The organism is Streptomyces africanus, from assembly GCF_030816955.1.
Classification (GTDB): domain Bacteria; phylum Actinomycetota; class Actinomycetes; order Streptomycetales; family Streptomycetaceae; genus Streptomyces; species Streptomyces africanus.
In genome coordinates, this window is sequence record NZ_JAUSYP010000001.1 from 3,477,594 (window position 1) to 3,501,717 (window position 24,124).

24 protein-coding genes are annotated in these 24,124 nt (G+C 72.1%); 8 read left to right on the plus strand and 16 right to left on the minus strand.

What is annotated here, in order from left to right:
• The first annotated feature begins 147 nt into the window (after positions 1 to 147).
• A complete protein-coding gene (locus QF034_RS15930; RefSeq protein WP_307179887.1) occupies positions 148 to 657 on the plus strand; it encodes a GtrA family protein in 510 nt (169 codons plus the stop codon).
• Positions 658 to 698: 41 nt separating this feature from the next.
• Here QF034_RS15930 and QF034_RS15935 read toward each other — a convergent pair whose 3' ends face one another.
• Together QF034_RS15935 and QF034_RS15940 are read right to left on the minus strand one after the other, a co-directional pair.
• The gene (locus QF034_RS15935; RefSeq protein ID WP_307175590.1) at positions 699 to 1,976 is read right to left on the minus strand and encodes a sensor histidine kinase; all 1,278 of its coding nucleotides are present in this window, start codon (positions 1,974 to 1,976) and stop codon (positions 699 to 701) included.
• Between the two features lie 38 nt (positions 1,977 to 2,014).
• Positions 2,015 to 2,692, minus strand: coding sequence for a response regulator transcription factor (locus tag QF034_RS15940; protein ID WP_086564785.1), 678 nt, complete (start codon positions 2,690 to 2,692; stop codon positions 2,015 to 2,017).
• Between the two features lie 531 nt (positions 2,693 to 3,223).
• Between QF034_RS15940 and QF034_RS15945 the strand changes: the two genes are divergently transcribed.
• Positions 3,224 to 4,762, plus strand: a complete 1,539-nt coding sequence (locus tag QF034_RS15945; protein ID WP_307175591.1) for a peptide MFS transporter — start codon at positions 3,224 to 3,226, stop codon at positions 4,760 to 4,762.
• A gap of 92 nt (positions 4,763 to 4,854) precedes the next feature.
• Here QF034_RS15945 and QF034_RS15950 read toward each other — a convergent pair whose 3' ends face one another.
• The 4 genes from QF034_RS15950 to QF034_RS15965 form a co-directional block, all read right to left on the minus strand.
• On the minus strand, positions 4,855 to 5,859 hold the full coding sequence (locus QF034_RS15950) for a hypothetical protein (RefSeq protein ID WP_307175592.1): 1,005 nt from the start codon (positions 5,857 to 5,859) through the stop codon (positions 4,855 to 4,857).
• 30 nt (positions 5,860 to 5,889) lie between these two features.
• A complete protein-coding gene (locus tag QF034_RS15955; RefSeq protein WP_307175593.1) occupies positions 5,890 to 6,603 on the minus strand; it encodes an LPXTG cell wall anchor domain-containing protein in 714 nt (237 codons plus the stop codon).
• A 427-nt stretch (positions 6,604 to 7,030) separates the two neighbouring features.
• Positions 7,031 to 7,585, minus strand: a complete 555-nt coding sequence (locus tag QF034_RS15960) for an ATP-binding protein (RefSeq protein WP_307175594.1) — start codon at positions 7,583 to 7,585, stop codon at positions 7,031 to 7,033.
• 243 nt (positions 7,586 to 7,828) lie between these two features.
• Positions 7,829 to 8,206: an STAS domain-containing protein gene (locus QF034_RS15965; RefSeq protein WP_307175595.1), complete on the minus strand. Its 378-nt coding sequence runs from the start codon at positions 8,204 to 8,206 to the stop codon at positions 7,829 to 7,831.
• 238 nt (positions 8,207 to 8,444) lie between these two features.
• Here QF034_RS15965 and QF034_RS15970 point away from each other — a divergent pair, with 238 nt between their 5' ends.
• Positions 8,445 to 9,371 (plus strand): RNA polymerase sigma factor SigF, encoded by a 927-nt coding sequence (locus QF034_RS15970; RefSeq protein WP_307175596.1) that lies wholly within the window; start codon positions 8,445 to 8,447, stop codon positions 9,369 to 9,371.
• Between the two features lie 138 nt (positions 9,372 to 9,509).
• On the opposite strand, the gene QF034_RS15975 is transcribed toward QF034_RS15970, so the two are convergent.
• The 5 genes from QF034_RS15975 to hutU all read right to left on the minus strand — a co-directional run bounded on the left by QF034_RS15975 (position 9,510) and on the right by hutU (position 15,463).
• Complete coding sequence (locus tag QF034_RS15975) at positions 9,510 to 9,815, minus strand: hypothetical protein (protein WP_307175597.1); 306 nt, start codon at positions 9,813 to 9,815, stop codon at positions 9,510 to 9,512.
• A gap of 23 nt (positions 9,816 to 9,838) precedes the next feature.
• On the minus strand, positions 9,839 to 11,122 hold the full coding sequence (hutI, locus tag QF034_RS15980) for an imidazolonepropionase (protein ID WP_307175598.1): 1,284 nt from the start codon (positions 11,120 to 11,122) through the stop codon (positions 9,839 to 9,841).
• A complete protein-coding gene (locus QF034_RS15985; protein WP_370880805.1) occupies positions 11,119 to 12,471 on the minus strand; it encodes a formimidoylglutamate deiminase in 1,353 nt (450 codons plus the stop codon). Before QF034_RS15985 ends, hutI begins: the two co-directional genes overlap by 4 nt.
• A complete protein-coding gene (locus tag QF034_RS15990) occupies positions 12,462 to 13,664 on the minus strand; it encodes an allantoate amidohydrolase (protein WP_307175600.1) in 1,203 nt (400 codons plus the stop codon). The genes QF034_RS15985 and QF034_RS15990 overlap by 10 nt, the downstream gene beginning before the upstream one ends.
• A 134-nt stretch (positions 13,665 to 13,798) precedes the next feature.
• The gene (hutU, locus tag QF034_RS15995; protein ID WP_307175601.1) at positions 13,799 to 15,463 is read right to left on the minus strand and encodes a urocanate hydratase; all 1,665 of its coding nucleotides are present in this window, start codon (positions 15,461 to 15,463) and stop codon (positions 13,799 to 13,801) included.
• Positions 15,464 to 15,676: 213 nt separating this feature from the next.
• Between hutU and QF034_RS16000 the strand changes: the two genes are divergently transcribed.
• Positions 15,677 to 17,059: a type III PLP-dependent enzyme domain-containing protein gene (locus QF034_RS16000; protein ID WP_307179888.1), complete on the plus strand. Its 1,383-nt coding sequence runs from the start codon at positions 15,677 to 15,679 to the stop codon at positions 17,057 to 17,059.
• A 101-nt stretch (positions 17,060 to 17,160) separates the two neighbouring features.
• On the opposite strand, the gene QF034_RS16005 is transcribed toward QF034_RS16000, so the two are convergent.
• Both QF034_RS16005 and QF034_RS16010 read right to left on the minus strand, forming a co-directional pair.
• Positions 17,161 to 17,745 (minus strand): hypothetical protein, encoded by a 585-nt coding sequence (locus QF034_RS16005; protein WP_307175602.1) that lies wholly within the window; start codon positions 17,743 to 17,745, stop codon positions 17,161 to 17,163.
• Between the two features lie 131 nt (positions 17,746 to 17,876).
• Positions 17,877 to 18,719, minus strand: a complete 843-nt coding sequence (locus tag QF034_RS16010; protein WP_307175603.1) for a MurR/RpiR family transcriptional regulator — start codon at positions 18,717 to 18,719, stop codon at positions 17,877 to 17,879.
• Between the two features lie 153 nt (positions 18,720 to 18,872).
• Between QF034_RS16010 and QF034_RS16015 the strand changes: the two genes are divergently transcribed.
• Positions 18,873 to 19,763: a DUF5134 domain-containing protein gene (locus tag QF034_RS16015; RefSeq protein WP_307175604.1), complete on the plus strand. Its 891-nt coding sequence runs from the start codon at positions 18,873 to 18,875 to the stop codon at positions 19,761 to 19,763.
• A gap of 131 nt (positions 19,764 to 19,894) precedes the next feature.
• Here QF034_RS16015 and QF034_RS16020 read toward each other — a convergent pair whose 3' ends face one another.
• Both QF034_RS16020 and QF034_RS16025 read right to left on the minus strand, forming a co-directional pair.
• Complete coding sequence (locus QF034_RS16020) at positions 19,895 to 20,581, minus strand: DUF305 domain-containing protein (protein ID WP_307175605.1); 687 nt, start codon at positions 20,579 to 20,581, stop codon at positions 19,895 to 19,897.
• 88 nt (positions 20,582 to 20,669) lie between these two features.
• Positions 20,670 to 21,122, minus strand: a complete 453-nt coding sequence (locus QF034_RS16025) for a DUF6153 family protein (protein ID WP_307175606.1) — start codon at positions 21,120 to 21,122, stop codon at positions 20,670 to 20,672.
• A 208-nt stretch (positions 21,123 to 21,330) separates the two neighbouring features.
• Here QF034_RS16025 and QF034_RS16030 point away from each other — a divergent pair, with 208 nt between their 5' ends.
• From QF034_RS16030 to QF034_RS16040, 3 genes are all read left to right on the plus strand, one after another.
• Positions 21,331 to 21,723 (plus strand): BlaI/MecI/CopY family transcriptional regulator, encoded by a 393-nt coding sequence (locus QF034_RS16030; protein WP_307175607.1) that lies wholly within the window; start codon positions 21,331 to 21,333, stop codon positions 21,721 to 21,723.
• Complete coding sequence (locus QF034_RS16035; RefSeq protein ID WP_307175608.1) at positions 21,720 to 22,703, plus strand: M56 family metallopeptidase; 984 nt, start codon at positions 21,720 to 21,722, stop codon at positions 22,701 to 22,703. The genes QF034_RS16030 and QF034_RS16035 overlap by 4 nt, the downstream gene beginning before the upstream one ends.
• Before the next feature lie 74 nt (positions 22,704 to 22,777).
• The gene (locus QF034_RS16040; RefSeq protein ID WP_307175610.1) at positions 22,778 to 23,230 is read left to right on the plus strand and encodes a hypothetical protein; all 453 of its coding nucleotides are present in this window, start codon (positions 22,778 to 22,780) and stop codon (positions 23,228 to 23,230) included.
• On the opposite strand, the gene QF034_RS16045 is transcribed toward QF034_RS16040, so the two are convergent.
• Entirely contained in the window at positions 23,227 to 23,988 is a 762-nt protein-coding gene (locus tag QF034_RS16045) for an SDR family oxidoreductase (protein WP_307175611.1), read from the minus strand. The two genes, QF034_RS16040 and QF034_RS16045, sit on opposite strands and share 4 nt — an antisense overlap.
• Positions 23,989 to 24,124: the final 136 nt, after the last annotated feature.

The following is a 24,124-nucleotide window of genomic DNA, read 5'->3' on the forward strand; positions in this document are numbered from 1 at the left end:
GCCGCGCCAAGGTGGCCGGTTTCCTGCCCCACCCCGGCCCGGCCCGGACCATCTCCGGCCGCCCACCGCCGCCCGCAGGAAGATCGCGGTGGAAGGTGGATAGCATGGCTGGGTTGATGCCAACCACGGACGGGGGCCTGCATGACCATGGGACATGGTGCCTCGCGGCTCCGACGGCTCGTCCACGAAGTCGCCAAGTTCGGCGCGGTGGGCGGTGCCGGGGTGCTCGTCAACCTCCTCGTGTTCAACCTGGTGCGGCATGTCACCGACCTCCAGGTGGTGCGCGCGAGCGTCATCGCGACCGTCGTGGCGATCGTCTTCAACTACGTCGGCTTCCGCTACTTCACCTACCGCGACCGCGACAAGAGCCGCCGTACGCGGGAAATGACCCTGTTCCTGCTGTTCAGCGCGATCGGGCTGGTCATCGAGAACGGCATCCTGTACGTGGCCACGTACGGCTTCGGCTGGGACACCCCGCTGCAGAACAACATCTTCAAGTTCCTCGGCATCGGCGTCGCCACGCTCTTCCGCTTCTGGTCGTACCGCAGCTGGGTCTTCCGCGCCCTTCCCGCCCGTGAGGCGGTGGCGGACGCGGAGTCGATCCTGAAGGGCGAGCGGGCCAAGCGGTCGCGGGAGTCCGGGCAGCGGGTGCCGTAGGCCCGTTTCCCGCTTTCCTGCCGCGTTTCCTGCCGCGCGCGTCAGCGGATCATCGGCTCGTCGTCGTCGCCGAGGGACGTCCGGACGGGCGTGCGGGACAGGAAGAGGCCGAAGACCGGGGGTTTGGTCTGGAGCATCTCCAGACGCCCACCGTCCGCTTCCGCCAGGTCGCGGGCCACGGCCAGGCCGATGCCCGTGGAGTTGCGGCCGCTGATGGCCCGCTCGAAGATGCGGGCGCCGAGATCGGCGGGGACCCCGGGGCCCTCGTCCGTGACCTCGATGACGGCCTGGTTGCCGGTGACGCGGGTGCGCAGCGCCACCGTGCCGCCGCCGTGCATCAGGGAGTTCTCGATCAGCGCGGCCAGCACCTGCGCGACCGCTCCCGGTGTGCCGACGGCCTCCAGGTGCCGCTTGCCGGAGCTGACGATGGCCCGGCCCGCGCTGCGGTAGGCGGGGCGCCACTCGGCGAGCTGCTGCTGGATGACCTCGTCGAGGTCGAAGGTGACGGCGGAGCCGGTGCGCGGATCGCGGGAGTTCGTCAGCAGCCGCTCGACGACGTCCGTGAGCCGCTCGACCTGGGTCAGCGCGATCGTCGCCTCTTCCTTCACCGTGTCCGGGTCGTCGGTGAGGGTGATCTCCTCCAGCCGCATGGACAGCGCGGTGAGCGGCGTCCGCAGCTGGTGGGAGGCGTCCGCGGCCAGCCGCCGCTCGGCGGTGAGCATGCGGGCGATGCGCTCGGCCGAGCCGTCCAGCACGTCCGCGACCCGGTCCAGCTCGGGCACGCCGTACCGCTTGTGGCGCGGGCGCGGATCGCCCGAGCCGAGCCGCTCGGCCGTCTCCGCGAGGTCGGTCAGCGGCGACGCCAGCCGGTTCGCCTGGCGGACGGCCAGCAGCACCGCGGCCACCACGGCGAGCAGCGCCACGAGCGCGATGATCAGCAGGGTGCGGCCGACCTCGCGGGTCACCGAGGAGCGCGGCTCCTGGACGGTGACCGTCTCGCCCTCCTCGCCGGGCGCGCTGGCGCTGATCACGTCACCGGACGGCTTGGAGCCGACTTCGATGGGCGCCTCGCCGGGGATCCGGATCACCGCGTAGTAGCGGTTCTGCGTGATCTGGTCGCGCAGCACCTCCGCGTCGACCTGCTGCGCCCCGAAGAGCCGGCTGTCGACGATGCTCGCCAGCCGGACGGCCTCGGACTCCACCCGCTCCTGGGCGCTGTTGCTGATCGTCCTGGTCTCGACGATGACGAGGGAGACGCCGAAGACGGCGATCACGACGAGCACCACGGCGAGCGTGGACTGGATCAGTCGGCGGCGCATGTCCCGTTACCCGTGTCTACCCGTGCCCGTCCCGCGGCTCAGCTCTTCTCGAAACGGAAGCCCACACCGCGCACCGTGGCGATGTACCGGGGGTTGGCCGCGTCGTCGCCGAGCTTCTTGCGCAGCCAGGAGATGTGCATGTCGAGGGTCTTGGTCGACGACCACCAGGTGGTGTCCCAGACCTCGCGCATCAGCTGGTCGCGGGTGACGACCCGGCCCGCGTCGCGCACCAGCACGCGCAGCAGGTCGAACTCCTTGGCGGTGAGCTGGAGCTCCTCCTCGCCCATCCAGGCGCGGTGCGACTCGACGTCGATCCGCACGCCGTGGGTGGCGGGCGGCTGCTGCGGCTCGGAAGCGCCGCGGCGCAGCAGGGCGCGGACGCGGGCGAGCAGTTCGGCGAGCCGGAACGGCTTGGTGACGTAGTCGTCGGCGCCCGCGTCGAGCCCGACGACGGTGTCCACCTCGTCGGCGCGCGCGGTCAGGATGAGGATCGGGATGCTGTGGCCTTCGCCACGCAGGCGGCGGGCCACCTCCAGACCGTCCATGCCGGGCAGACCCAGGTCGAGCACGACCAGGTCGACGCCACCCTGCATTCCGGCGTCGAGGGCGGTGGGTCCGTCCTCACGCACCTCGACCTCGTAGCCCTCCCGGCGCAGAGCACGGGCCAGCGGCTCCGAGATGGACGCGTCGTCCTCGGCGAGCAGTACACGGGTCATGTGGTGATGGTAGACCTGCAAGCCCCTGAGCTGGGGTGTGACCGGAAGCCTTGATTCTTACCCGCGGCAAACCCGCTTCTTACGATCGGCGGGTACGCGCACAGACCTCTGCCTGTGGGGTGTGATCCTGGTAAAGACCTTGGAAATAGGGCTTACGGTTCCCTCTACACCTGTGATCCGTGTCTCAAGTCCTTCCATATACGGCGGTGTCCTGCCGTATGGTGAATCAACGCCTGTAGCACCACGGCGACCTTCGGAGGCTGATTGCCCCTGGAGGTCTCTTTTGTGTGCGGGTTCGTGCGCGGGCCGGCTTCACCGGCTCCCCGGACCTGAAACGACCTGTGGCCGGGCCTCGTCGTGCGGATACGCGCGTAGAGGCGTGGATCCCGGTGGCGACCGCCCACCGCTCCGTGACCCGGAGCGGACCCCCGTAGGCGTCGGGCGGACGGCCGTACGAACCGGTGCCGGCAGCTCCCCCCGGGCGCACCCACCGCTGTCAGCGGAGCGCGTCCCGACCAGCAAGGAACGACCATGGCGTCCAGCCTGACGAAGGACTCGGCCCGCCCGGGCATCCCCGGCTCCGAGAAGACCTTCTTCGGCCACCCCCGCGGACTGGCCACTCTGTTCATGACCGAGATGTGGGAGCGGTTCAGCTTCTACGGCATGCGGGCTCTGCTCGTCGTGTACCTGCTCTCCGGCGGGCCCGACGCCAAGAAGGGCAGCATGGGCGGCGGGCTCGGCATGGACCTCGCCACCACCACGGCGATCTACTCGGTGTACCTGTCGATGGTGTACCTGCTCGCCATGCCGGGCGGCTGGCTCGGCGACCGGGTCTGGGGTCCGCGCAAGACCGTGGCGATCGCGGCCGTCACGATCATGGCCGGTCACCTGGTGCTGGCCCTGCCCGGCGGCCAGGCGCCCTTCTTCGCCGGCCTGGCCCTGGTGGCACTGGGCTCCGGCCTGCTCAAGGCCAACATCTCCACCATGGTCGGACACCTCTACGACGGCCCGGACGACCCGCGCCGTGACGGCGGCTTCACGATCTTCTACATGGGCATCAACATGGGTGCCTTCTTCGCGCCGCTGATCATCGGCACGGTCGGCCAGCAGGTGAGCTGGCACCTCGGCTTCGGTCTGGCCGCGGTGGGTATGGGCATCGGCCTCGTCGCCTTCCTGGTCGGCACCCGGAACCTGAGCCCGCAGAGCAACGTCGTGCCCAAGCCGCTGGCGGCCGAGGAGCGCGCGTCCTGGCTGCGCAAGGGCCTGCTCTGGCTGGCCGTCGCGGCGGTCTTTTACGGCGTCGTCGGCCTCACCGGCCACTTCACGCTCAACTGGGCGATGATCCCGCTCACGGTGATCGGCCTGATCATCCCGGCCGGCGTGCTGATCCGGATCAAGCGGGACAAGGAGCTCAGCGACGTCGAGCAGTCGAAGATGACCGGCTACATCTGGTTCTTCGTCGCGGCCGCCGCCTTCTGGATGATCTACGACCAGGGCGGTTCCACGGTCCAGGCGTTCGGTGAGACGAAGGCCTCCGGCTCGCTGCTCGGCTTCGACTTCCCGTCGTCCTGGTACCAGTCGCTGAACCCGGTGTTCATCATGGCCCTGGCCCCGGTCTTCGCCTGGTTCTGGCTGTGGCTGAACCGCAAGGGCAAGGAGCCGAGCACGGTCGCCAAGTTCGCCGCGGCGCTGTTCTTCGTCGGTGTCTCGTTCTTCTTCTTCCTGCTGCCGATGGGCATGGCCGGCGGTGACACGCTGGTCAGCCCGATGTGGCTGGTGGGCATCTACCTGATCCAGACCGTCGGCGAGCTGTGCCTCTCGCCGGTCGGCCTGTCGGTGACGACGAAGATGGCCCCGGCCAAGTACGCCAGCCAGATGATGGGCGTCTGGTTCCTCGCGGTCACGGCGGGCGACTCGGTGACGGGTCTGCTCTCCAACCCGGCCGTCGGGGGCGTCGACCTCAGCGGCACGGGCGCGGTCGCGGCCGAGGCGGTCCTCGCCGCCCTGGCGGGTGGCGCGGTGTACATGTACCGCAGGAAGGTCAAGGCGCTGATGGGCGACGTCCACTGAGGCGTCCCACCGGACCCTGACGAAAGGGCCGCCGCACCTCGAAGGTGCGGCGGCCCTTCTCATTGCCTCATGTGTTGTCTCATGTCCGTGGCTCACGTCCTCGTCGAGCTCGGCGGTTCGGCGTCCGGGGAGACCCACGGCAGGGCCGGGGGCAGGCGTTCGGCAGGCAGACGCAGGCGCCGACGGCGCGGGCGGGCCGCGTGGACGGGGTGGCGGGGGCGGGCGTGGTCCACGACGGCCAGGCCGGCGCGGAACAGCGCCGCCGGGACGACCAGGCAGACGAGGACCCAGAACAGGGTCACGCCCCAGGGGCGGCCCACGCCCCAGGGGTGCTCGGCGAGGACCTTGCCGCCGTACTTCAGGGACACGGTGTAGTCGCCGTGCGCCCCGGCCGCGAGCTCCACGGGGAGTTCGACGCGCGCCTTGCCGCCGGGCCGGATCGTGCCGCGCCAGCGCTGGTCCTGCCACTGCGGGGCGAACACGCCGTGGGAGGTGCCGACCTGGAAGACGGGGTCCTTCACGGGGGACGTCCCGACGTTCCCGACGGTGACCACGAGTGTCCGGGCGGGCGGGGAGCCGAACCAGGTCAGCAGCCCGCTGGAGCCCCGCAGCCGGGTGTCCGCGAGCAGGGACAGCCGTCCGCCGGCCCGGTCCGCGGGCAGCGGCTCGACCGCGTGCCCGGCGACCCGGAGGGCCGCGTCGGCCTCGGCCCCGGCCCCCGTCACCGTCGCCACGTGCACCACGCAGGGGCACGGCACGGGCGGTTCCACGACGGGCAGTTCGCGGCGGAAGCGCCCCTTCGCGTCGGTGGTGACGGTCCGGCCGTCGGCGTTGGCGCAGGAGTTGGTGCCGCCGGTCACGCCCAGGGACGGCTCGGCCTGCCCGCAGACCAGCAGCGTCAGCAGGGCACGCGGACGCCAGCCGCTGCCGGTGACGGTGACCGAGCCGCCCGTCCCGGCCTGGGTCCTGGACAGCTCGACGACCGGCCGGTCCGCGGCCCCGGCGGGCCCGGCGCCCGCCAGGCCCGGCAGGAGCACCAGCAGGAGGGGCAGCAGGAGACGCAGGGACAGGTACGGAACACGGGCGACGTGCGGCATCGGCGGCTCCACGGTCGTGCGGGTGTGCGCTCAGTGGCGTACGCGCGCTGTCCGGTGACGTCGTGTCAGCCACAGGGTGCCCGCCGCGCCGGCGAGCAGAACGGTGCCGCCGAGGGTGCCGAGCGCGACGGCCGAGTCCTCCGGGCCGGTCTGCGGGAGCTCGTCGCCGGAGCCGGAACCGGATCCCGGATCCGAGCCGCCGCCCTGGGTGGAGCCGGTGGCGCCGCCGCCGCTCGCGGCCGTGACGTCCAGGGTCAGGGACGGGCCCGGGTCGTTCGTCGGCGTGCACGTGGTCGTCGTGCCGAGCGCCTTGATGGTGAGCACGCCGGCCGTGAAGGTGACCTCGCCGCTCTTCTTCGGCGTGTACGTGCCGCTCAGGTCGTTGATCTTGATCGGCGTGTTGGCGGGGATCGCGGCGTCGTTGGCGGGGCCGGTCACCGTCAGGGTGCCGCTGTCCGCGCCGCCCAGGGCGATGGTGGCGCTCGGGGTCATCGCACCCTTGCCCAGTTCGACCGGGCTGGAGGAGACGCCCTTCTGCCACGACATGGTGATCCGGTACCCGCTGCCGCTCTTGACGCCCTTGATGTCGATGGGCGAGACGGCGCTCTTGTCGCCGATCGGCGTCTTGCACTGGTAGTTGACGTCGACGACCTCGGCCCGGGCCGTGGGGGCGGCCATCAACACCGCCGAGCCGGCCAGGGCCGCGGCGGACGCGAGTGCGGCGGTTCGATTCCGGTACGACACGGAGCCGCTCCCCTTCCTGTTTCCTGACGGCACATCAGATCGGGCCGTCAAGGTACGCCCGGGGCGTTGAGGAAGGAAGACACGGTGCGGGGTGGATCTGTGGCGATCCGGCGTGGAGGTTCCCTGGGAGTGGAAGGGGATGGTCGGGGCGGTCCGGCGGCCGGGCAGCCGTCGGCGAACCGCCGGCTCGACCCTTCACCCGAACGGCCCTGCGGGGAGGGCCCGGGTCCACCCCGCACGGTCCACGGGAGACAGCCGAAGCCCGCCACCCGGACGAGCACCCAGGAAACAGCCGAAACCCCCACCACCGGGACGGTCACCCAAGAACCAGCCCGAGCCCACCACCCGGCCGGTCCCCCAGCCCAAGAACCAGCCCGAGCCCGCGCCCGGCGCGCTCGCGGCGCCCCGGAACAGCCAAGGCCCCGGATCAGGCAGGAGCCCCCAGTTCGGCCCACACCGTCTTGCCGGCGACTCCCGGCGTGCGGACCACGCCCCAGTCCAGGCACAGTCGCTGGACGATGAACATGCCGTGGCCGCCCGGGCGGCCGGCCCGGTGCGGGGTGCGGGGCGACGGCTGGCCGGTGCCCCGGTCGGCGACCTCGATGCGGATCACCTTGTTGTCGCAGGTGATCCACAGCTGGTCCGGCCCCTCGGCGTGCAGGCAGGCATTGGTGACCAGCTCGGAGACGACGAGCAGGACGTCCTCGGCGGCGGCCCGCTGGTCCGCGGAGGCGGCCGGCAGCCAGCCCCACGCGTACAGCGCCTGGCGGGCGAAGTCGCGGGCGAGCGGGACGACGCCGCTCGCCCCGTCGAAGCTCAGCCGGCGCACCTGCCGGCCCCCCGGCGGTGCCGCGGCTCCGGACGGCGCGGCCACGTCCTCGCCGGACGCACCGCCCGCCGGCACGCCACCCTCGGACGCCCCGGAAGCGCCGCTGGGCTCCGGCCCGCGGTCGCCCGGCGAGTAGGGCCGGGTGGTGCTCATCAGCGCTTCACCTCACCGATTCACCAGTTCACGATTCAAAAAATTCATTCCACAGTCAGTCACGCAGTGCGCGGCACGACGGTTTCGCGACGCCCCCGCCGCCCTGGCGGCCGACCGTTCCAGGATGTCTCCTGCCCGGGCGGACCGGGGGAACACCCCCGTATTCGGCGCGAAAGGCGTGCCAGGGGCAGGACACCGGTCACAGAGGGATGGCCGAGGCTCGGCGCGCCCACGCAACGCCGGTCAGCCCGACTCGTCGGCCAGGGCCGCCTCAAGCGTGTCATGGACGGTGAACACTGCATCCGCGCCAGTGATCTCGAACACGCGTGCCACTACCGGCTGCATCCCGGCGAGAGTCACGCCACCGCCCGCGGCCTCGGCCCTCAGCCGGGCACCCAGGAGCACGTTGAGCCCCGTGGAGTCGCAGAACTCCAGCCGCGCGCAGTCGATGACCAGGCGCTTGAATCCCTTGGCGAGGCAGTCCTCGAGTGGCTCACGCAACAGATCGGCGGTGTGGTGATCCAGCTCACCCGCCGGGGTCACGACGGCGCTAGAGCCCTCTTCCCGCACCTCCACCAGAAGCCGGCCAGACTGTGCGCTGCCGACTGTCCCGCGGTCCATGCCGTCTCTCTCTCCCGACGTCGTGACTGCTGCTGACGCCCTCGAACACTACGCCTTCCCGCCACGCTTCGACACCCGAACAACTACACACAAACGGACATATGCCCACAGAACGCACTTGCGGTGGGCTCGGGAAAGCGGGTAGGCCTAGTAAGGACACGTACCCGACACGGCCGGCTTTGGAGGCGCCGCACACCGCAGTGCACCTTACGGCTCCGGCAGCCTTATGCCGAGAACGATGGAGGACATCATGTCACCCCGGCTCGACGCATCGCGTACCCAGAAAGCGACGTCGACACCCCCTCCGGAACATCTGGATCCCATCGAGCAGGACGAGATGCTCGTCACACAGGACGGCCTTCTCGCCGGACTTCCGGACATCCCCCCGTACGAGGAAGTCGACGCGGTCGACGCACGGGCCCTGTCCAAGACCCTCTTCGAGCGCCTCGAGTCGCTGGAGGAAGGCACCCACGAGTACTCGTACGTCCGCAACACGCTCGTCGAACTGAACCTCGCACTGGTCAAGTTCGCCGCCTCCCGGTTCCGCTCCCGCAGCGAGCCGATGGAGGACATCATCCAGGTCGGCACCATCGGCCTGATCAAGGCGATCGACCGCTTCGAGCTGTCTCGGGGTGTCGAGTTCCCCACATTCGCGATGCCGACCATCGTCGGCGAGATCAAGCGCTTCTTCCGCGACACCTCGTGGTCGGTGCGCGTTCCGCGGCGGCTCCAGGAGCTGCGGCTCGACCTGGCCAAGGCCGGTGACGAGCTGGCCCAGAAGCTGGACCGCGCCCCGACGGTGACGGAACTGGCCGAGCGCCTCGGCATCTCCAACGACGAGGTCGTCGAGGGCATGGCCGCGTCGAACGCCTACACCGCCTCCTCGCTGGACGCCCAGCCGGAGGAGGACGACTCCGAGGGCGCGCTCGCGGACCGCATCGGCTACGAGGACCACGGGCTCGAAGGCATCGAGTACGTCGAGTCGTTGAAGCCGCTGATCGCCGAACTTCCGCCGCGCGACCGCAAGATCCTGTCGCTGCGCTTCGTCGCGGGCATGACCCAGTCGGAGATCGGCGAGGAACTGGGCATCTCCCAGATGCACGTCTCGCGGCTGCTGTCGCGCACGCTGGTACGGCTGCGCAAGGGGCTGACCGTCGAGGAGTGATCCTCCGAGGAGGTCCTCCGCCGAGGATCCTCACTGCACGACGCTGTGCCCGGTGACGCTGTCTTTCGGGGGCGGACCGAACGGTCCGCCCCCGGGCGCGTTTCCTGCCCTCTCCGCGTGCACGTCCTGGTTCCCGTCCTACGGTGAGTAGATGATCAGTGCCGTGGTCGGCAGGAACGTGGCCAGGGCGCTGAGCCACCAGTAGGTCCGTGGGGTGAGCGAACTCCGGCGCGCGAGTGAGCGGTTCACGGAGAGCCACAGCAGGACGTACGGGACGACGATGACGGCCGCGATCGGCAGCCAGAGCACCAGGGGGTCGTTGTCCGTCGGCTCGGGACCGCCCGTCCAGCTCGCTGCGAGGAACCACAGCATCCAGATCGGTATGACGCCCGGGATGCCGAGGAGCACATTGGCGCCCAGGGCCGCCTGCCACCGTCTGCTCATCGGATCCGGCCTTCCGTCGATGCTCAGAGCACCCGCTCGCCGCGCCGCCAGACCCCGGTGACCAGCGGGACGCCGGGCCGGTAGGCCAGGTGGACGTGGCTCGGGGCGTCGAGAAGCATCAGGTCGGCGTACGCGCCCGGGGTGAGGCGGCCGATGTCGGTGCGCCGGAGGGCCGCGGCGCCGCCCGCCGTGGCCGACCAGACGGCCTCGTCCGGCGTCATGCCCATGTCCCGTACGGCGAGCGCGATGCAGAACGGGACGGAAGAGGTGAACGACGAGCCCGGGTTGCAGTCGGTGGACAGGGCCACGGTGACACCCGCGTCGAGGAGGCGGCGGGCGTCCGGCCACTCGGCACGGGTGGAGAACTCGGCGCCGGGCAGGAGGGTGGCGACCGTGCGGCTGTTCGCCAGGGCGTCGACGTCCTCGTCCGTCAGGTGGGTGCAGTGGTCGGCGCTGGCCGCGTCGAGTTCGACCGCCAGCCGCACGCCCGGGCCGTAGGAGAGCTGGTTGGCGTGGATACGGGGGTGCAGGCCGCGTTCCCGGCCGGCGGTGAGGATCGCGCGGGCCTGGTCACCGTCGAAGGCGCCCTGCTCGCAGAAGACGTCGATCCAGCGGGCGTGCGGGGCGCAGGCGTCGAGCATCTCGCCGGTGACGAGGGCGACGTAGGCGGCCGGGTCCTCGGCGAACTCGGGGGCGACGATGTGGGCGCCGAGGTAGGTGACCTCGTCGGTGTGGGCGGCGGCGACGCGCAGGGCCCGGGCCTCGTCCTCGACCGTCAGGCCGTAGCCGGACTTGGTCTCGAAGGTGGTCGTGCCCTGGCGGAGGGCCTCGGCGAGGTAACGGGTGACGTTGGCTTCCAGTTCCTCGTCCGTCGCGGCGCGGGTGGCCGCGACGGTCGTGCGGATGCCGCCCGCGCTGTACGGCCGCCCCGACATCCGGGCGTTGAACTCCTGCGTCCGGTCGCCGGCGAAGACGAGGTGGGAGTGGGAGTCGACGAAGCCGGGGAGGACCGCCCGGCCGCCGGCGTCGACCCGATTGTCAGTGGCGGGTGCTTTGCTTTGATCACCGGTCCACGCGATGCGGTCGCCTTCGATGACGACGGCCGCGTCCTGGACCAGTCCGAGGGGGGAACCGAGGGAGGGGTCGTTGGTGACCAAGGCGGCGATGTTGGTGATGAGCGTGCTTGCGGTGCTCGCGGAGTGGGCGGGGCTGACGGTCGTCGCGTTGCTCATGGCGTCCTTGGTGGCCTGGTCGGCGGTGGGGTCGGGTTCGGGGGCCGGCCGCTCGAAGGAGCGGCCCGGGGTCATCCGCGCAGGGCTTCGACGGCGTCCGCGAGGGCTCGCGGCACATCCGGTACGAGCGAGTGGACCCCGTCCCGTACGACGTGCCGCCCTCCCACGACCGTATGCGACACGTCCGCTGCCGACGCGGCGAATACGGCCGTCTCGGCCCCGAGCCGCGGAAGCGGCCCTGCCGTCCTGACCGAGTCGAGCGCGATCGTCGTGAAGTCGGCGAGCGCGCCGGGCTCCAGGGCGCCCGCGTCCTCCCAGCCGAGGGCCGCGTGCCCGTCCGCCGAGGCGGCCCGCAGGAGGGCTGCCGCCGTCCAGTGGCCTCGGGTACGGGTGCGCAGGCGCTCGTTCAGCTCCATGGCCCGCGCCTCTTCGAGCAGGTCGATCACGGCGTGGCTGTCGGAGCCGAGACAGAGCGGCGAGCCCGCCTGCTGCAGGGCGACGGCGGGTCCGATGCCGTCGGCGAGGTCCCGCTCGGTGGTGGGGCACATGCAGGTGCCGGTGCCGCTGCCGCCGATGAGGGAGATGTCGTCGGCGGTCAGGTGGGTGTTGTGGACGCCGGTGGTACGCGGGCCGAGGACGCCGTGGTCGGCCAGGAGCCGGGCGGGGGTGCGGCCGTGGGCCTCGCGGCAGGCGTCGTTCTCGGCCGTCTGTTCCGACAGGTGCACATGGAGCGGGGCCCGCCGCTCCTCGGCCCACCGCGCGACGGTCGCCAGCTGGTCGGCGGGCACGGCCCGCACGGAGTGGATCGCCGCTCCGATCCGCGCGTGATCTCGTTCCTTGAGAACTGAACAGCGTTCGGCCCAGGCGTCCGCCGTGCCGTCGGAGAAGCGGAGCTGGGGGGCGGTGGGCGGCTGTCCGAAGCCGGAGGAGAGGTAGACGGTGTCGAGGAGGGTGATGCGGATCCCGGCTTCGGCGGCGGCCGCGACGAGGGCCTCGCCCATCGCGTTGGGGTCGGCGTAGGGGGTGCCGCCGGGGGCGTGGTGGACGTAGTGGAACTCGCCGACCGCCGTGATGCCGGCCAGGGCCATCTCGGCGTACACGGCGCGGGCGAGGGCGTGGTAGCTGTCCGGGGTGAGCCGGGCGGCCGTGGCGTACATGACCTCGCGCCAGGTCCAGAAGGTGCCGGAGCCGACCTGGACGGTGCCGCGCAGGGCACGGTGGAAGGCGTGGCTGTGGGCGTTGGCGAGGCCGGGGAGGGTGAGGCCGCGCAGGACCTCGGCGCCGGGGGTCGGGGCGGGGGTGCCGGGGCGGACGGCGGCGATGCGGCCGTCCCGGACGTCGAGGGCCACGCCCGGCTCGACGTGCGTGCCGAGCCAGGCGTGCTCCAGCCAGTACGTGCGCGTGGCTGCTCTGGTCACCTGCACGCCAGTCCTTCCAGTACGTCGGCGAGTGCGAGTACCCCGGCCACGCAGTCGTCCTCGGTGGCGGATTCGGCCGGTGAGTGGGAGACGCCGGTGGGGTTGCGCACGAACAGCATGGCGGTCGGGATGCTCCCCGACAGGATCCCGGCGTCGTGTCCGGCGCCGGTGCCGAGGACGGGGACCGTGAGGCCGGTGTCCTTGCCGAGGATGCGGGCGAGTTCGCCGCGCAGGGCGTGGTCGAACTCGACGACGGGGGTGAACGACTCGCGCACGACGGCGAGATCGACACCGTGGGCGGCGGCGTACTCCCCGGCCGCCTTCTCGACGCCGGCGACCACGGCGTCCAGGCTCTCCTGGTCGGCGGCGCGCGAGTCGAGCCAGCCGCGCACCAGGGAGGGGATGGCGTTGACACCGTTCGGCTCGACGGCGATCTTCCCGAAGGTGGCGACGGCACCGGCGAGTTCGGCCTCGCGCCGGGCGGCGAGCACGGTCTCGGCGTAGGACAGCATGGGGTCGCGCCGGTCGGCGAGCCGGGTGGTGCCGGCGTGGTTGGCCTCGCCCCGGAAGTCGAACCGCCACCGGCCGTGCGGCCAGATCGCGCTGGCGATGCCGACCCGGTCGCCGGACAGGTCGAGGGCCCGGCCCTGCTCGACGTGCAGTTCGACGAAGGCACCGATGCGGGCGAGCCGCTCGGAGTCGGGCCCGATGACGTCCGGGTCGTGTCCGGCGGCCTCCATGGCCCGAGGCAGCGTCACGCCCTCGCCGTCGGTGAGCCGGTGCGCCTGCTCGCGGGTGAGCTGCCCGGCGGTGAGCCGGGACCCGACACAGGCGAGCCCGAACCGGGCGCCCTCCTCGTCGCCGAAGTTCACGATGCCGAGGGGCCGGGTGAACCGCGCGTCCCGGCCGCGCAGTTCGTCCAGCGCGGCGAAGGCGGACACGACTCCGAGGGGCCCGTCGAAGGCGCCGCCGTCCGGCACGGAGTCCAGATGCGACCCGGTGACGACCGCGTCCCCGACGGCGGGGTCACCGAGCCAGGCCCACTGGTTCCCGTTCCGGTCGACCTCGTAGCGCAGCCCACGGGCGACGGCTTGCTCTTCGAACCAGGCCCGGCAGTCGCCGTCGACCCCGGTCCAGGCGAATCGGCGGTAGCCGTCGGAGGCGGGGTGGCGGCCGATGGGCAGCAGGTCGCGCCACATCTGGTGGAAGGAGGCGCCACCAGGCCGTGCAGGCTGTGGGCAGTCCTTCCGCGGGGCGGAACGAGTGGGCACAGCCGGACCCGCGGGCGGCGACGATGCACCAGCCCCCACCGGAGGGTTGCCGTTGGGTGCGGTCACGCCGAGTCACCCTCACGCATCGGAACACGGACGCCCTTCTCCCGAGCCACCGTCTCCGCGATGTCGTACCCGGCATCCACATGCCGGATGACCCCCATGCCCGGGTCGTTCGTCAGCACCCGCCGGATCTTCTCGCCGGCCAGCCTCGTACCGTCGGCCACCGTGACCTGCCCCGCGTGGATCGACCGCCCCATACCGACCCCGCCCCCGTGGTGCAGGGACACCCAGGACGCCCCCGACGCCACGTTCACCATCGCGTTCAGCAGCGGCCAGTCGGCGATCGCGTCGGACCCGTCGAGCATGGCCTCGGTCTCCCGGTAGGGGGACGCGACGGAGCCGCAGTCGAGGTGGTCGCGGCCGATGACGACCGGCGCGGCCAGTTCCCCGCTCGCGACCATGTCGTTGAACCGCTCACCGGCCTTGTCCCGCTCGCCGTAGCCGAGCCAGCAGATGCGGGCGGGCAGGCCCTGGAAGTGGACCCGCTCCCCGGCCATGCGGATCCAGCGGGCCAGGGACTCGTTCTCCGGGAAGAGGTCGAGGATCGCCTTGTCGGTCTTGGCGATGTCGGAGGCCTCGCCGGACAGGGCGGCCCAGCGGAAAGGTCCCTTGCCTTCGCAGAACAGCGGGCGGATGTAGGCGGGGACGAAGCCGGGGAAGGCGAAGGCCCGGTCGTATCCGGCCAGTTGCGCCTCGCCGCGGATGGAGTTGCCGTAGTCGAAGACCTCGGCGCCGGCGTCCATGAATCCGACCATGGCCTCGACGTGCCGGGCCATGGACTCGCGGGCCCGGGTGGTGAAGCCGGCCGGGTCCTTGGCGGCGGCGTCGGCCATGTCCTCGAAGGCGGTGCCGAGGGGCAGATAGGCCAGCGGGTCGTGGGCGGAGGTCTGGTCGGTGACGACGTCGATCGGGGCGCCCATGGCGAGCAGCTGCGGCACCAGCTCGGCGGCGTTGCCGAGGACGCCGATGGACAGCGGGCGGCGGGCGTCGCGGGCCTCCACGGCGAGCCGCAGGGCGTGGTCCAGGGAGTCGGCCCGCACGTCCAGGTAGCGGTGCTCGATGCGCCGCTCGATCGCACGCGGGTCGCAGTCGATGCAGATCGCCACACCGTCGTTCATCGTCACGGCGAGCGGCTGGGCGCCGCCCATCCCGCCGAGGCCGGCGGTCAGCGTGATCGTCCCGGCCAGGGTGCCGCCGAACTTCTTCGCGGCGACGGCGGAGAAGGTCTCGTAGGTGCCCTGGAGGATGCCCTGGGTGCCGATGTAGATCCAGGAACCGGCCGTCATCTGCCCGTACATGGTCAGGCCGAGGGCCTCCAGGCGGCGGAACTCCTCCCAGTTCGCCCAGTCGCCGACGAGGTTGGAGTTGGCGATGAGGACGCGCGGGGCCCACTCGTGGGTCTGCATGACACCGACGGGCCGGCCGGACTGGACCAGCATGGTCTCGTCCTGCTTCAGCCCCTTGAGCGTCCGCACCATCGCGTCGAAGGAGCGCCAGTCGCGGGCCGCCTTGCCGGTGCCGCCGTAGACGACGAGCTTGTCGGGGTGCTCGGCGACCTCCGGGTCGAGGTTGTTCTGGAGCATGCGCAGGGCGGCTTCCTGCGGCCATCCCAGGGCGCTCGGTTCCGTGCCGCGCGGCGCTCGGACAGGGCGGGGTCCTGACATGGTCTGCCTCCTGGGTGGGTGCGTGGTGCTCCCGGCGGGTGGTGCTGCGGTCATTGTTGCTGTGGCTATTCACATCCTGGCCGTCTGAATAGAGCTAGTCAATACATCCGGGGGTCGGCGCGGCGCTGCCGTGGATGTTTGGCTGGATGCATGGGCGCACACATCGAGGGATCCGAGGCGACCGGAGCGGACGCCGGGGCGGCGGGGGACGGCATGGGCGACGACGGTCGGGCGGGCGACTCCGGCGCCGGGCGGGCGACCCGGCGGGACGAGGCGGTGCGGGCCGCCGTGGAACAGGGGCTGCTCGGGCCCGGCAGCCCCATCGTCGGGCTGCTGGACGTCACCGGCATCCGGGAGTCGGCGGCGGAGCTGCGGGCCGCGTTCGACGCGGTCGTCGCGCCGGGCACGCCCGTGCTGCACGCCTTCGCGGTGAAGGCGACCCCGCTGGTGCCGGTGCTGCGGCTGCTGCGCGAGGAGGGCGTCGGCGCGGAGGTGGCGAGCCCGGGCGAGCTGGCGCTGGCGCGGGCGGCGGGGCTGGGCCCGGAGATGACGGTGCTGGACTCGCCGGCCAAGACGCCCGGGGAGCTGCGCGAGGCGCTGGCGCTGGGCATCGCCGTCAACGCGGACAATCCGCAGGAGCTGGAGCGCATCGACGGTCTGATGAGGTCCAGCGGGAGCCGCTCCCCGCTCGGGATTCGGGTGAATCCGCAGATCGGCGGGGGTTCCATCGAGGCGACGTCGACGGCCACGGCGACGTCGAAGTTCGGGGTGGCGCTGCGCGACCAGGGTGCCCGGGAGTGGGTCGTACGGGCGTATCTGGACCGGCCGTGGCTGACCCGGCTGCACGCGCACACCGGGTCCCAGGGGGTTCCGCTGTCCCTGATGGCGCGGGGCGTGGCGGAGACGTACGAGCTGGCGGAGGAGATCAACCGGCGGGCCGGGCGGCGGCAGATCGACACGCTCGACATCGGCGGCGGGCTGCCGGTGAACTTCGCGTCGGACGCGACGACGCCGACGTACGCGCAGTACGCGCGGATGCTGGCCGAGGAGGTGCCCGGGCTGTTCGACGGGCGGTACGGCCTGGTGACGGAGTTCGGACGGTCACTGCTGGCGAAGCACGGGGCGGTCGTGGCGCGGGTCGAATACGCCAAGAGCGCGGGCGGCCGGCCGGTGGCGGTCACGCACGCGGGCGTGCAGGTCGCGACGCGGACGGTGTACGCGCCGGGGGTCTGGCCGCTGAGGATCGCCGCGTACGACGCCAAGGGGCGCCCGAAGGAGGGCCCGGCGGTGGTGCAGGACGTGGCCGGACCGGCGTGCTTCTCGGGCGACCTGCTCGCCGAGGGGTGCGCGCTGCCGCTGCTGGAGCAGGGGGACTTCGCGGCGGCGCTGGACACGGGGGCGTACTACTTCGCGCACCACTATGCGTACAACTCGCTTGTCCGGCCTGCGATCTACGGGTTCGAGCCGGGTGGGGAGGGGCGGGTCTCCTTCGCGGTGGTGCGCCAGGCGCAGACGGTCGAGGAGGTGGTGGCCGAGTCCGGAGGGGCACAGGTCGACGTGCTGGTGGGCGGCCGGGCGCCGTGGGGGCTTCCGTAGCACCCGGCCGCGGGTTCGTTGTCGCTGGTCTTCGCCCGCGCGGCGGCAGTCGCAGATCGAAATGCGGCCTCGCGCCCGTGGGCCGACCTCCCCTTGTCCGATCAGACGAGGGCCGGCGTTTTCTTCCTTGCCCCGCCCGGGGCCGCGTCGCCCGCCGCGATGCCCGTGCTGCGGTAGCTCTTGACCCGCTTGCCCGCGGGGCCGCCCGCTCCGCCGCGCAGCCAGTCCACCCGCACCCACAGCAGCACCTCGTCCGCGCGCTCGCGGCGGCCGAGCCACGCGGCCTTCAGCCACAGGCCCGCGCCGCACCCGGCCAGGAGCAGACCCGCCGCGGCGGGCACGGCGAAGGCGCTGCCCAGGGCGGCCAGGAAGGCGAGGAGAAGCCACCAGCGGTGGGCGCGGCGCCAGTTGCGGGCCGTGACCGCGCGGTCCTGGAGCACGTCGTGTTTGCCGGCGCGGGCCGCGGAGGCGGCCAGGGCGAGGTAGCGCTTGCGGCGCCCGTAGGCCACCGCGGCCGTCGCCAGGACGAACAGTGCCGCCCCGGCCAGGACGCCGATGCGGCGCCCCGTCAGTCCCGGGGGCAGCAGGCCGATGCCCGCCGCGAACACACCCAGCCACCACAGCGGGGCCGCCCCCGCCCGTACGACGACGGCCACCCGAGCCAGCCCTTGTCCTCCGCGCGTCACGTTCAGCCTCCGTTCGTCTCCGAAGCGTCTGAAGGGCGTTTCAGGAGAAGCACATTAGCGACACAACGTGAGACGAGTCTGAGAATGACGAGTCCGAGTCCGACGACTCCGGGAACGCGCTGCCCGTGCCGTCAGTCGACGAACAGCCCCCGCGCCGCCGCCTTCACGTCGAACTCCTCCAGGCGGGCCTGGGCCTCGGGCAGGTCGTCGCACATCGCCTCCAGCAGGACCCGGCCCAGCAGCATGGGGGCGCAGGCCGTGTCGAAGGCGAGGCCGGTGCCGACGGCGGCGGGGAGCAGCAGGTCGGACACCTTGGCCACCGGTGCGAAGGCGGAGTCGGCGACCGTGACGACGGTCAGCCCGGCCTGTCTGGCGTAGTCCAGGGTGTCGACGACCTCGCGGGGGTGCCGGGGCAGCGCGAAGCACAGCAGTGCGGTCGCGCCGGCCCGGACGGCGGCGTCGATGCGGTCGTGGAGCATGGTGCCGCCCTCGTTGAGGAGCCGCACGTCGGGGTGGACCTTGGCGGCGAAGTAGGCGAAGCCGTGCGCCTGGGCGGCCGCCGCCCGCAGTCCGAGCACGGGAAGCGGCCGGGAGGCCGCGAGGAGGCGCCCCGCGCGCTGCACGGGCCGGGGGTCGGCCAGGACCTCCGCCAGGTGCCGCAGGTTCTCGATCTCGGCCTCGACGGCCTGCTGGTACTCGTTGGCGGACCCGGCGTCCGCGGCGGGTTCGGCGGGGGCGACCTCGCGCAGGTGGCGGCGCAGGGCCGGGTAGCCGTCGAAGCCGAGGGCGACGGCGAAGCGGGTCACGGACGGCTGGCTGACCCCGGCCAGCTCGGCGAGCTCCACGCTCGACAGGAAGGGCACGTCGGCTGCGCGCCGCACCATGCTGTGTGCGATGCGCCGCTGGGTCGGCGTCAGCCGGTGTCCCTCGAAGAGCGCCTGCAACCGCGCGGCAGGGCTGTCGGTCACGCTCATGACGTGCTCCCCCTCGCCTATTCAGTAGCTGAGGATTCTGCATGAGCATATGCAGACGGGCAAGCGGGACCCTCAGCTGAACGCCTTTCGGCGCCTCGACGTACTAAGGACATTGGTAGACAGCAGCCAGAGACGGTCGACGCGGAGGCAGCGATGGGAAGTCCGGCCCTGAACGGGACGCTGGCGGCGGTCGCCGCGCTCGTGGCCGTCGTGAGCGCGGCCCGGCTGGCCGCCGCCGACAGCAGAGAGGCCCGGTTCGCGGCCGGAGGCGACCTGGTCATGGCCGGCGGCATGGCCGCGATGTTCCTGCCCGCGACGGCGGCCGGCTTCGGGGACCACGGCTTGTGGTGGGTGGCGGCGTTCACCGCCGTCGGCCTGGGGGGCGTGGCCCTGTCCGTACAACACGCCCGGCTGCACGGCTGGCGGCACGGCCGCCGCTGGACGCATCACATCATCGGCAGTGCCGCCATGGTGATCATGACGCTCGCCATGCCGGGTACCGACTCCGCGCCGGTCCTCGCTCTGGGCGGGCACTCGATGGCCGGCATGGATCACGGGCACGCGTCCGGCACCGTGGGGACGGCGGGCATGGCCGGGATGGAGGGCACGGGCCACTCCTCGGGCGCGACCGCCCACGACATGACGACCGGCGCCGCCCATGGCTCCCCGCCGGGAGACTCCGCTTCTGTGTGGCGTGTCGCCCTGATCGCCCTCGCCGTGTACTTCCTGCTGTCGATCGTCGCGCCCGTGCGGGCGCGGCTGCGTGGCACCGACCGGCGAGCGGGTGCGGGCCGCGCCGCGGGCAAGGGCCGCTGGGCCAGGCGGCTCCTCGCCCTGCCCGACGCGATCGTGGTGTTCGCCGCGTCCCTGGCCATCTCCGTCTGGGACAAGGCCCGGCCGGGAGGCGACCAGCGCCGGGCACACGCTGCGGCGGGCAACCGGAGCCGCCGTCGCCCACCCGGTACGTCACCGGGAGCGGCGCTGACGGCCCACATCGGCATGGGCGGCACCATGTGCGCCATGCTCGTCATGATGGCCGCCTGAAGTCATCCTCACTGTCGCCCACCAGCTCGGGCTCCCCCTTGGGGCGTCACCGTCATGGCGGCCTGGGGAGGCAACCGCCCGGGCTCCTCGGGCGCGCCGCGGAGCCCTGGGCGGTCAGTGGGTGGTGACGATCAGAGCCGGTCGAGGATCTTCTCGAACTTCTCGACCTCGGCGGACTGGGCCTTCACGACGTCGGCGGCGAGCTTCTTGGCCGTGGCGTTGCGGCCGTTCTTCTGCTCGTCCTCCGCCATGGTGATCGCGCCCTTGTGGTGCTCGATCATCATCTCCGCGAACATCCGGTCGAACTCGGTGCCCTTGGCGCCTTCGAGCTTCTTCATGTCCTCGTCGGACATCATTCCGGACATCCCGGACCCGTGGTCCATGCCGCCGGACCCGTGGTCCATGCCGGGCATCCCCTCCCCGGCGGACTCCGGCTTGCCCCAGGCCTTCAGCCAGGACTTCATGGTCCGGATCTCGGGGTCCTGCGCCTTCTCGATGTCCGCGACCAGGGACTTGACCTCGGCGTCGGAGACCCGGCCGTCCGCGAGCCCGGCCATCTCCAGGGCCTGCTCGTGGTGCGGGATCATCATCTGGGCGAACATCACGTCCGCGTCGTTGAACGCGCCGGACGCCGGCTTCTCACCCGTCGCCGGGGTCGGTGAGGCGGAGGCGGAGGCGGAGCTGCCGCTCCCGTGGTCCATGCCCTCCATGTCGTTCCCGCCGCAGGCGGCGAGCAGCAGCCCGCCCGCCGTGATGGCGCCCACCACCGCGAGACGGCGGCTCAGGCGACGGTTGAGAGCGTGCTTGTGGGCAGTCATGTGCGAGATACCTCTTGTCGTCAGTTTCTGGCTGTGCGGAGCAGGCGTCTGCGCGGGCAGCACTGCGTGGGCCGCGCCGTGGTGCGGCCTATATCCGGAGAACTGACAACTGGGAGAGGAGCGGTCTCGGTGGTGGAGTGCCGGGGCGCGCCAGGGCCGTCGACCGGGCGAGAAGGGCGGTCAGCCGCTCATGCCGGCGGACCGCCGGCGCACGCAGGAACAGCACGGGCAGCCACACGGTGAGAACCGCCAAGCACACGGACATCGGGTCCATGCCGTCCGGGATCCCGTGCACCGGCGACATGGCAGCCGACGTCGCGGTCCCGTGCTCGGCCGTCACCTCGGGCCCGGCCAGGGCCGCGGGTTTCCGGGCCATGGCGTCGTGGTGCACACCCGCGGCAGCGGGAACAGCACCCCTCATACCGTGCCCGGACGACTCATCCGGGTGGCCCATCGTGTGCATGGCGAACACGCCCAGCGCGAGCATGACGACCAGCAGGAGATACCCGAAGGCCCCGCCTGCCCGCAGCCGCCCGCTCATGCCGACCTGCCTTCCGTACTCGACCTACCGCGATACTACTAAGTGGATTGGTACATCGTCGCCGCCACTCCGGTTCCGGCGCATACGATCACTCGATCCAACATACCCCCTACCCCTATACGGGACGCCATGATGTGACCCTCTTCCGCAGACCAGGGGTGCCCTACGATGTGAGGCACCCCGGTGACGGGGAAGAAGAGGGGGAAGGGTGCGACGGCTGGGTGACCTCGAAGCCGAAATCATGGACCGGCTCTGGCGCTGGGGCCGCCCTGCCACGGTCCGGGAGATCGTCGACGACATCAACCACGTGCGTCCCGTCGCCTACACGACGGTGATGACGGTCGCGGACATACTCCACCGCAAGGGCCTGCTCCGCCGCGAGAAGGCCGGGCGCGCCTGGCTGTACGAGCCCGAGCGCAGCCGTGAGGAGTACACCGCCGCCCTCATGCAGGACGCGCTCGGCAACACCGAGGACCGCCAGGCCGCGCTGCAGCGATTCGTGGAGCACATGTCCCCGGAGGACGTCTCCGCACTGGCCGCCGCTCTGCGCGCGATGGGCCGCGCTCCCGGCGGCGCCGAGGAGCCCGGAGCGCCCGCGTGACCGGACTCCTCGGTTACTCGGGCCCGTTCCTGGTCCCCGGCCATCATGTGCTGCCGCCTCTGACCACGACCCTGGTGGTCGGGGTGCTGCTGCCGAAGACGCTCGCCGGCAGCGACTGGGCGCACCGAATACCCCGGCTGGCTCTCACGGTGTGGACCCTGCTCGGGGTGTCCCTCATCGCTTCCGTGTCCCTGACGGCCCTGCACCTCCTGCTTCCGACAGCAGGCAGCCACCACCTGTCCCGCTTCGCCGACGCCTGCCTCGTCTCCGTCGGCGCGCATCGCGGGCCTCTCCTCCCGAACGGCCTGGCGGGCGTGGACACCCGCGTGTGGGCGGCCCTTTGCGCGGCGGCCTTCGTGCCCGCGGCTTTCGCGGTCGTCCTCGTACGTGAACTGCTGAGGGCGAGGCGCCTGCGGGTGCGTCACGCCGAACTGCTGCGCCTCGTCGGCAGCAGGCGACCGGGGTTGCGTGCCACCGTGCTGCAGCACGACACCCCGGCCGTGTACTGCCTGCCGGGTCGTGCACCTCACATCGTGGTCAGCTCCGGGGCACTCCAGGTCCTGACCGGGCAGCAGGTGACGGCGGTGCTGGAACACGAGCGGGCGCACATCGCCGGCCGCCACCATCTGCTGGTGGCCGCGGCCAGGGCCTTCGGTGCCAGTTTCCGCACACTGCCCTTGGCCCGGCTCGCTCGTACCGAGGTACCGCTGTTGCTCGAGATGGCGGCCGACGACCGGGCGCTGCGCCGGTGTTCGCGGGACGCACTCGCCACCGCCCTGTACGCGGTGGCATCAGGTCAGACACCCCCCATGGCCTTCGCGGCGGGCGGGCCGTCGGCGGTCTTGCGCATGCGCCGCATCCTCACACCGCACGCCCCGTGCTCTCCGGCACCGCGGACCGTGTTCGTGGCACTCACCGCGGCGGCAGCCCTGACTCCGCTCGTCCTGGCCTGCTGTTCCGTTCCGGGTATCACCGGTTGACTGGGACAGCCCCAGCCCGGACAGGGGGGCTAACCCCAGTGCGGTCGGCGCCCCGGCTTCCTACCGTGAGGGGCATGACCGGAACGGACGCGCGGGACACCGACCTGAAGAAGGAACTCGACGCCACCCTGCACGCGCGCAGGGAACTGGGCGACGAGTACGAGTCCGCCCTGGTCGACTCGTTCCTGGAGAAGGTCGACCAGCGGATCGACGGCGCGGTGGAGCGCCGGGTGCGCCGGCAGCTCGCCGAGCAGCAGATGCAGACGGCCCGGGACTCCCGGTCGCCGCGGGCCACGGACTCCTGGGGCGAGCGCTTCGGCTTCGGGATCGTCTCCCTCGTCCTCGCGGTGCCGCTGTCCGTGATCGGCGGGGGCTTGGCCCATCTGCCCGGCCTGCTCGCCACCTGGGCGGGCATCGTCGGCGTCAACGTCGTGCAGGCCGCCCGCACCAACCCGGGCCTGTTCGGGGGCCGGCGCACGTCCTCCCAGGGCAGCGGCTGGGAGGACGGAGCGGGCGCACGGTCCTAGACCTGCCGGGTCGGCAGCGCGACGATCTGCCGCAGGTTGACCCGGCGCGGGCGGCTCGTCACATAGGCGACCAGGTCGGCGAGCTCCTCGGCGGACAGCGCGCCCACCTCGTCCAGCATGCCCTCCACCTGCCGGGAGAGCTCCGCGTCGGCGATGTGCGTGCGCAGCTCGCTCTCGACGAACCCGGGCTCGATGTTGGTGACCCGGACGTCCCGCGGCCCGAACTCGCCGCGCAGGGACTCCGACAGATAGGTGACGGCGGCCTTGGTCGCGCCGTACACCGCGTAGTTCGGGAAGCTGACGTGCGCGGCGATGGACGAGATGTTCACGATGTCGGCGGTACGGCCGTCCGCGGCGGCGCCCACCAGGTCACCGGTGAAGGCGCCGATCATCCGCAGCACGCCGGCGACGTTGGTGTCGAGCATCCGCTGCCACTCGTCGGCGCGCCGGGCGTCGACGGGGTGCGGCAGCATGACGCCGGCGGCGTTCACGACCAGGTCGACCGTCCCGTACTCGGCGTGGATCCGGTCGGCCGCGTCGGCCACGGACGCCTCGTCGGTGACGTCCGCGGCGACGGCCAGGGCCTGCCCGCCGTCGGCGCGGATCTTCCCGGCGATCACCGCGAGCCGTTCCTCACGCCGGGCCAGCAGCGCCACCCGTGCGCCCTGGGCGGCGAGCAGTACGGCGACGGCCTCGCCGATCCCGCTGGCGGCTCCGGTGACGACGGCGGTACGGCCGGCCAGGTTCTCGTACGGCATGGAGTGTCCCCTCGGTGGTGGCCGGGGCGTCTCCCCGGCGTCGTCCACCACCTTCGGCCTGATCGGCGGCCGGACCCAGGGCTGCGCTTTTCCTGGGTCCGGCAGTACCAGGATCGCCGGCGTAAAGACGCCTAGG

Coding starts and splice junctions, on each gene's coding strand:
- QF034_RS15930 (WP_307179887.1), top strand. CDS start 148: ATGGGACATGGTGCCTCGCGGCTCCGACGGCTCGTCCACGAAGTCGCC.
- QF034_RS15935 (WP_307175590.1), bottom strand. CDS start 1,976: ATGCGCCGCCGACTGATCCAGTCCACGCTCGCCGTGGTGCTCGTCGTG.
- QF034_RS15940 (WP_086564785.1), bottom strand. CDS start 2,692: ATGACCCGTGTACTGCTCGCCGAGGACGACGCGTCCATCTCGGAGCCG.
- QF034_RS15945 (WP_307175591.1), top strand. CDS start 3,224: ATGGCGTCCAGCCTGACGAAGGACTCGGCCCGCCCGGGCATCCCCGGC.
- QF034_RS15950 (WP_307175592.1), bottom strand. CDS start 5,859: ATGCCGCACGTCGCCCGTGTTCCGTACCTGTCCCTGCGTCTCCTGCTG.
- QF034_RS15960 (WP_307175594.1), bottom strand. CDS start 7,585: ATGAGCACCACCCGGCCCTACTCGCCGGGCGACCGCGGGCCGGAGCCC.
- QF034_RS15965 (WP_307175595.1), bottom strand. CDS start 8,206: ATGGACCGCGGGACAGTCGGCAGCGCACAGTCTGGCCGGCTTCTGGTG.
- QF034_RS15970 (WP_307175596.1), top strand. CDS start 8,445: ATGGAGGACATCATGTCACCCCGGCTCGACGCATCGCGTACCCAGAAA.
- QF034_RS15975 (WP_307175597.1), bottom strand. CDS start 9,815: ATGAGCAGACGGTGGCAGGCGGCCCTGGGCGCCAATGTGCTCCTCGGC.
- hutI (WP_307175598.1), bottom strand. CDS start 11,122: ATGACCCCGGGCCGCTCCTTCGAGCGGCCGGCCCCCGAACCCGACCCC.
- QF034_RS15990 (WP_307175600.1), bottom strand. CDS start 13,664: ATGTGGCGCGACCTGCTGCCCATCGGCCGCCACCCCGCCTCCGACGGC.
- hutU (WP_307175601.1), bottom strand. CDS start 15,463: ATGTCAGGACCCCGCCCTGTCCGAGCGCCGCGCGGCACGGAACCGAGC.
- QF034_RS16000 (WP_307179888.1), top strand. CDS start 15,677: ATGGGCGACGACGGTCGGGCGGGCGACTCCGGCGCCGGGCGGGCGACC.
- QF034_RS16010 (WP_307175603.1), bottom strand. CDS start 18,719: ATGAGCGTGACCGACAGCCCTGCCGCGCGGTTGCAGGCGCTCTTCGAG.
- QF034_RS16015 (WP_307175604.1), top strand. CDS start 18,873: ATGGGAAGTCCGGCCCTGAACGGGACGCTGGCGGCGGTCGCCGCGCTC.
- QF034_RS16020 (WP_307175605.1), bottom strand. CDS start 20,581: ATGACTGCCCACAAGCACGCTCTCAACCGTCGCCTGAGCCGCCGTCTC.
- QF034_RS16025 (WP_307175606.1), bottom strand. CDS start 21,122: ATGAGCGGGCGGCTGCGGGCAGGCGGGGCCTTCGGGTATCTCCTGCTG.
- QF034_RS16040 (WP_307175610.1), top strand. CDS start 22,778: ATGACCGGAACGGACGCGCGGGACACCGACCTGAAGAAGGAACTCGAC.
- QF034_RS16045 (WP_307175611.1), bottom strand. CDS start 23,988: ATGCCGTACGAGAACCTGGCCGGCCGTACCGCCGTCGTCACCGGAGCC.